Consider the following 6,648-nt stretch of genomic DNA (forward strand, 5'->3'; position numbering starts at 1 on the left):
ATCGCTCGCCGGGCGTTCTGCGTTTTGGGGGCGCCGATGGACCTGTCTCTTCGCATGGAAGATAGCGGGATCGGCAAGGCGCTGGCGCAACTGAGCGGCCCGGATCTGCGCCGGGCGGTGAGCTGGGCGCTGAACGACACGGCGCAGGATGTGCTCGGCCATGTGCAGGAGCGGATGGGGCAGGGCTTCGACCGGCCGACGCCCTTCACGAAGAACGCCTTCATGGTCTGGCGCTCGACGCCGCAGACGCTCGAGGCGGCGGTGCAGGAGCGGCCGAGCGTGGGCGCCCGGCATTACCTCAAGGTGCAGGAGCGGGGCGGGCCGCGGGGCCGCACCGGGTTCGAGACGCTGCTCGACCGCAGGCTCTCGTTCGCGGGCGACATCCGCTCGGTGATCCCCGCCGACAATGCCCGGCTCGATGCCTACGGCAACTGGTCGCGCGGCGAGCGCAATCAGGTGCTCTCGGCGCTGCAGGCGCAGGGCGATGCGCGGGCGAACACGACGGCAGGCTCGAAGCAGCGCAACCGGCGCCGGGCCAGCTACTTCGTGCCGAAGGCGGGGCTCACGCCGGGGGTCTACAAGCGCACGGCAGGCGGGCAGCTGGGGATCGTGGCGGTCCTCTCGCCGAAGGTGCCGGTCTATCAGCAGCGGCTGGGCTTCTACGAAGGGGCCGAGGATGTGGCGCGGGTGAAGCTGCCCCAGCACCTCGGCCGGACGCTCGGGCGGCTCGCGGCGAAGCGGCGGGCGGCCTGACCCCTTTGGGTCCTCCCCCCGAGGGGGCCGCACGCGGGTAATTCGCACCCCGTCACAAATGGAACCGCCCGATCCCGCCGGGGTGCAGGTTGCGGTTCTTGTTGTTGTTTCTACAGGAGAAAGCCCGTGCTGACCACCGTCACCCTCGTTGATGGGAGCGTGCTCGACCTCGCGGCCTGGCCGCTTCCCGAGGGGATGGAGGACGGCACCCTCAACCGCGCGCAGCTCGCCCGCGCCTTCTCGGTCTCCGAGAACACGATCACGAAGTGGATCTCGCAAGGCATGCCGGTCATGTCCGACGGGCAGAACGGCGTGGCCTACGAGTTCCGCCTCCGGCACTGCTACGCCTGGCGCATGGAGCGCGATGCCCGCGCGCGCGCGGCCAAGGCCCAGGGCGACAGGCTCGCCGCCCAGGCAGCACTCGCCTTCCGCAACCTCGACGAGGATCAGGCCGAGGAGGAGGCGGAGCTCACCGCGGACGATCTGAAGAAATGGTCCGAGGCCGAGTATCACCGCAACCGGGTGGCGGAGCAGCGGGGCGATCTGGTGCGCGCAGGCCGGATGCGCGAGCTCCTCGAGGAGCTGATGGTCTCCTTCGGCAACGCGCTCGACACGCTGCCGGACTTCTGCGAGCTGAACTTCAGCCTCTCGGCCGAGCAGGTGGCGAAGCTCCAGGAGCGCTGCGATGCGGCCCGGATCGACGCGCGGGCGCGGATCGAGGCCGCGCTCCTGCGACCCGGCGAGGTCGTGGCCCTCGGCGCGCAGAAGGCGCTCGATCTCTGATGGTCGAGATGCTCGACCGCGGCATCGGGCGGCTCACCCGCATTCCGCCGCTGCCGCCCTTCACCGCGCCTGAGGAGATCTTGGCCGACGCCCTGCCGCTCCTCGATCCGCCGAGCCGGGTCACGGTGACCGAGGCGGCAGAGCGGCACATGCGCGTGCCGGTGCAGGGCAACTGGGTGCCCTTCGACCGCGCGGTGACGCCCTATACCGTCGAGCCCGCGGACATGACCCAGTCGCGCCGCTTCAAGGCCGTGGTCTTCCTCGGGCCCTCGCAGAGCGGCAAGAGCCAGATGATGCAGTCGGTCTCGGCCCATGCCGTCACCTGCGCGCCGGGCCCCGTGCAGGTCATCCACATGACCAAGACCGATGCCGACGCCTGGGTCGAGGAGAAGCTCGACCCCACCATCCTGAACAGCCCGGCGCTCCGCGAGCGGCTGGGCACCGGGCGCGACGACAGCACCTTCAGCCGCAAGCGCTTCAAGGGCATGCGGCTCACCATCGGCTATCCGGTGCCGACCCAGCTCTCGAGCCGGTCTCAGCGCCTCGTGATGCTCACCGATTACGATCACATGCCCCAGAAGCTCGGGCCGAAGGACAGCCCGGAAGGCTCGCCCTTCGGCATGGCGCTGCAGCGGATCCGCACCTTCATGAGCCGGGGCTGCGTCCTGGCGGAATCCTCGCCCGCCTTCCCGGTGGACCCGAATGCGGACTGGGCGCCGCATGCCGGCCATCCGCACATGCTGCCGCCGGCCACAGCCGGGCTCGTCCCGATCTACAACGAGGGCACGCGCGGGCGCTGGTACTGGGAATGCCCGGACTGCGGCGATCTCTTCGAGCCGCGCTTCGACCGGCTGCATTACGATGCGGATCTCGATCCGGGTGCCGCCGGCGAGCAGGCGATGATGGAATGCCCGCACTGCGGAACGCTCATCGCCCATCGCCACAAGGTCGGCCTCAACCGCGCCGCGCTCGAGGGTCGCGGAGGCTGGCTGCACGAGGGCCGCCACATCGATGCGAACGGGCGCCGGGCGCTGGTCCGGATCGACGATCCCGACATCCGGCGCACGCCCATCGCGAGCTACAGCCTGAACGGGGCCGCCGCGGCCTTCGCCTCGTGGGAAGAGCTGGTCCAGCGCTACGAGACCGAGCGGCGGCGGTTCGAAGCCTTGGGCGACGACACCGACTTCGCCCGGGTGCATTACACCGACATCGGCGTGCCCTACCGGCGCCCGGAGGCCGAAGAGGAGGGCGCCCTCACGGCGGCGCAGATCCGCGAGCACATGCGCAGTCAGGAACGGCGCGTGGCCCCAGCCTGGACGCGCTTCGTCACGGTCTCGATCGACGTGCAGGGCAACCGCTTCGAGGTGCTGGTCATGGCCTGGGGCGCGCAGGGCGAGCGGATGCCGATCGACCGGTTCGCGGTGGCGCAGCCTCCCGACCATGCCCCGCGCGCGAAAGGCGACGACGGCCGCTACCGGGCGCTCGACCCCGGCCGCTATGTCGAGGATGCCGATGCGCTCCTCGATCTGCCCGAGCGTCTCTACCCGGTGGAGGGGGCGAGCTGGAGCCTGAAGCCCTGCGCCCTCGTGATCGACTTCAACGGCCCGGCCGGCTGGTCGGACAATGCCGAGAAGTTCTGGCGCGCGCGCAGGCGCGACGGTCAGGGCGGGCTCTGGTGGCTCTCGATCGGCCGCGGCGGCTTTCAGCAGCGCGACCGGGTCTGGCACGAGGCGCCGGAGCGGGGCTCGAAGGGCAGGCGCGCGCGCGGCATCAAGCTGCTGAACATGGCGACCGACCGGATGAAGGAGAGCGTCCTCGCGGCCGTCGGCCGGTTCGAGGGCGGTCAGGGCGCCCAGCATGTGCCCTCCTGGCTCGAGGCGGAGCATCTCGACGAGCTCCTCGCCGAGCGCCGCGGCCCCAAAGGCTACGAGAAGCGCCAGGGCGCCGCCCGCAACGAGACGCTCGACCTCTCGGTGCAGGCGCTGGCCGTGGCGGAGTTCAAGGGGCTGAACCGGATCGACTGGCAGGCGCCGCCCGCCTGGGCCGAGGCGGGGCCCGCCAATCCGTTCGCCGTGGCGGTCTCCGCGGCTGCCGCTGAGGCCGCACCGGCCCCGCGCCGGCGCGCGCGGACCTCGCGCTCGCGATACATGGAGGGATCATGACGCTCGACGATATGGAGCGGCGGCTCACGGGGCTGCTCGACATCCGCCACCGGGGCGTGCGGTCGGGCTCTGTCGGGTCCGAACGGGTGGAGTATCAGAGCGATGCCGATCTCGCGCGGGCCATCGCCGATCTCGAACGGCGCATCGCGAAGGCACGGAAGACGGCGCGCCGGGTGATCCGGCCCTATGCGGTGAAGGACCTGTGATGGCGGGGACCTTCCTGCGCCGGCTCGGCGCCTGGGTCGGCGGGTTCGATGCGGGCCTCGCCAACCGGCGCCTGCGCGGCTTCCGTCCCGCACGCGCCCATGTGAATGCGCTTCTGGCCGCGGCCGGGCCCGACATGAACGCCCGCGCGCGCTATCTCGTTCGCAACAACGGCTATGCGCAGGGCGCGCTCGACAGCTGGGCCGCGAACACGGTGGGCACCGGGGTGAAGCCCTCCTCGCTCATCGCGGCGCCGGCGCGGAAGGCCGCCCTCCAGCGGCTCTGGCAGGACTGGACCGACGAGGCGGATGCCGAGGGGCTGACCGACTTCTACGGCCTCCAGCGCCGCATCGCGCGGGAGTTCTTCCTCACCGGCGAATGCTTCGTGCGCCTGCGCGCGCGGCGGCCCGGCGACGGGCTCACGGTGCCGCTCCAGCTCCAGTGCCTGCCCTCCGAGATGCTGCCGATCGGCAGGACCGAAGTTCTCGGCGGCGGGCGCGCGATCCGGCAGGGGATCGAGTTCGATGCGGTGGGCCGGCGGGGGGCCTATCACTTCCATCGCCGCCATCCGGGCGATCCGACCGAGCCGGGGCTTGCGGGCGAGACGGTGCGCGTGCCGGCCGAGGATGTGCTCCATATCGTCGATCCGGTCGAGAGCGGGCAGCTCCGCGGTGTCTCGCGCTTCGCGCCCGCCATCGTGAAGCTCTTCCTCCTCGATCAGTACGACGATGCCGAGCTCGACCGGAAGAAGGTCGCGGCCATGTATGCGATGTTCATCACCTCGAACGATCCGGATGCGGCGCCGCTCGAGGGCGAGCTGGGCGATCAGGTGGCGCCGGGGCAGATCGTGCGTCTCGACCCGGGCGAGGACATGAAGGTGGCCGATCCCGCGGATTCGGGCGCGACCTACGAGCCCTTCCAGTACCGCACGCTCCTGCAGGTCTCGGCCGCCCTCGGCATCCCCTACGCCCACCTGTCGCAGGACATGGTGAAGGCGAACTACTCCAATGCCCGCACCGCCCTCATGGAGTTCCGCCGCCGGGTGGAGGCCTTCCAGCATTCGGTCCTCGTCTATCAGCTCTGCCGTCCGGTCTGGGCGCGCTTCACCGATCTCGCGGTGCTGACCGGAGCGGTGCGGCTGCCGGGCTACGAGCGCCGGCGGCGGGAGTATCTCGCCTGCGAATGGCTGCCGCCGAAGTGGCAATGGGTCGATCCGCTGAAGGACATCCGCGCCGAGATCGAGGAGATCGGCGCGGGTCTCAAGAGCCGGTCGCAGGCGATCGGGGAGCGCGGCTACGACGCCGAGGAGGTCGACCGCCAGATCGCCGCCGACCGCAAGCGCGAGGGGCGGCTCGGGCTCGACTTCCGCCGCAGCGCGCAGGGCTCCTCCGCGCCTGCGGCGCAGGACGGGGCGCGCGGCGACGAGGAGGACGATGAGGACGACGACGGCCGCGCGGCGGACCGGGATGCCGGCAGGAGGGCAGAGCCATGAACTATCCGATGATCGCGGGCCGGGTGTTCGGCACGCCGCTGCTGGTCGATCCCGTGAAGGGCGCGGCCTTTCTGGCAGGCCTCGGCCCCCGGCTCGTGAACGGGGCGCTCGAGCTGCGCGGGCTCGAGGAGCTCGCGCCCGACCGCGTGGCCGAGGCCGGGCGGATCGCGCCGCGCGCCTCGGTGCTCCTCGACGATGCGGGCGACGCCCGGCGGGAGGCGGGCCGGCCGCTCTACCGTGTGGAGGGCGGCGTCGCGGTGATCGAGGTCACCGGCACGCTCGTGCACCGCGGCGGCTGGATCGGCCAGTCCTCGGGGACGACCTCCTACGAGGGGCTGATGGCGCAGATCACCGCGGCGGTGGCCGATCCGTCCGTGCGCGGCATCGCGCTCGAGATCGACAGCTACGGCGGCGAGGTGGCGGGCCTCTTCGATCTGGCCGACGCGATCCGGGCCGCGCGGGCGGTGAAGCCCGTGCGCGCCTTCGTGGCCGAAGCGGCGCTTTCGGCGGCCTATGCGATCGCGAGCCAGGCCGAACGGATCGTGCTGCCGCGCACGGGCGCCGTGGGCAGCATCGGCGTGCTCCTCGTGCATGCCGACTTCTCGCAGGCCATGGCCGACCGCGGCGTCGCGGTCACGCTGATCCATGCCGGGCGGCACAAGGTCGACGGCAATCCCTACGAGGCCCTGCCCGAGGGGGTGCGCGCAGACCTGCAGGCCCGCGTCGAGGCCTCGCGCGGGCTCTTCGCCGAGACGGTCGCGGCCGGCCGCGGCGCGCGGCTGACCCGACAGCAGGCGCTCGCCACCGAGGCGCAGGTGCTCGACGGCGCCGCCGCGGTGGCCGCGGGGCTCGCCGACGAGGTCTCCGATCTCCGCAGCGCCTTCGCCGCCTTCCGCGCGGACCTGTCCCGTCCGCACCTTCCATCCCCCCGGGCCGGCACGCCGGCCGCAGCCAAGGAGACCCCGACCATGACCGATGAGACCACGACCGGCGCCGCGCAAGGTACGGCCGCAGAGGGCAGCGCGCCCCCGCTGGAGGCGGCGGAAGGATCCGGCGCCGCACCGGTCGCGAATGTCGCCGTGGCCGAGGCGGCCGAACTGATCGAGATCGGCCAGCAGGCGGCCCGGCTCGGCCTGACCGTCGATGTGGCCGACGCGATGCGGCGCGGTCTCTCGGCCGCAGCCCTGCGCCGCACCGTGCTCGACGGGCTGGCGGCCCGGGGCGACGGGGCCGACCTCGTGGCCCATGCCCCGA

General features: G+C 72.1%; 6 protein-coding genes. All 6 read left to right on the top strand.

The window, feature by feature from the left end; genetic code table 11:
- Positions 1-36 precede the first annotated feature (36 nt).
- Entirely contained in the window at positions 37-753 is a 717-nt protein-coding gene (locus tag A9O63_RS12475; protein ID WP_069332229.1) for a hypothetical protein, read from the top strand.
- Positions 754-879: 126 nt separating this feature from the next.
- Positions 880-1,536: a terminase small subunit gene (locus A9O63_RS12480; RefSeq protein ID WP_015922976.1), complete on the top strand. Its 657-nt coding sequence runs from the start codon at positions 880-882 to the stop codon at positions 1,534-1,536.
- On the top strand, positions 1,536-3,698 hold the full coding sequence (locus A9O63_RS12485; RefSeq protein WP_069332230.1) for a phage terminase large subunit family protein: 2,163 nt from the start codon (positions 1,536-1,538) through the stop codon (positions 3,696-3,698). Before A9O63_RS12480 ends, A9O63_RS12485 begins: the two co-directional genes overlap by 1 nt.
- Positions 3,695-3,904, top strand: coding sequence for a phage head-tail joining protein (locus A9O63_RS12490; RefSeq protein ID WP_002723266.1), 210 nt, complete (start codon positions 3,695-3,697; stop codon positions 3,902-3,904). Before A9O63_RS12485 ends, A9O63_RS12490 begins: the two co-directional genes overlap by 4 nt.
- Positions 3,904-5,394, top strand: a complete 1,491-nt coding sequence (locus A9O63_RS12495) for a phage portal protein (RefSeq protein WP_069332231.1) — start codon at positions 3,904-3,906, stop codon at positions 5,392-5,394. Before A9O63_RS12490 ends, A9O63_RS12495 begins: the two co-directional genes overlap by 1 nt.
- Positions 5,391-6,648: S49 family peptidase (locus A9O63_RS12500; RefSeq protein ID WP_069332232.1), on the top strand; the 1,258-nt coding region annotated here is incomplete at its 3' end. The genes A9O63_RS12495 and A9O63_RS12500, both read left to right, overlap by 4 nt.

Origin of the sequence: Cereibacter johrii, assembly GCF_001720585.1 — a bacterium.
Classification (GTDB): domain Bacteria; phylum Pseudomonadota; class Alphaproteobacteria; order Rhodobacterales; family Rhodobacteraceae; genus Cereibacter_A; species Cereibacter_A johrii.

Coding starts and splice junctions, on each gene's coding strand:
- A9O63_RS12495 (WP_069332231.1), top strand. CDS start 3,904: ATGGCGGGGACCTTCCTGCGCCGGCTCGGCGCCTGGGTCGGCGGGTTC.
- A9O63_RS12485 (WP_069332230.1), top strand. CDS start 1,536: ATGGTCGAGATGCTCGACCGCGGCATCGGGCGGCTCACCCGCATTCCG.
- A9O63_RS12475 (WP_069332229.1), top strand. CDS start 37: ATGGACCTGTCTCTTCGCATGGAAGATAGCGGGATCGGCAAGGCGCTG.
- A9O63_RS12490 (WP_002723266.1), top strand. CDS start 3,695: ATGACGCTCGACGATATGGAGCGGCGGCTCACGGGGCTGCTCGACATC.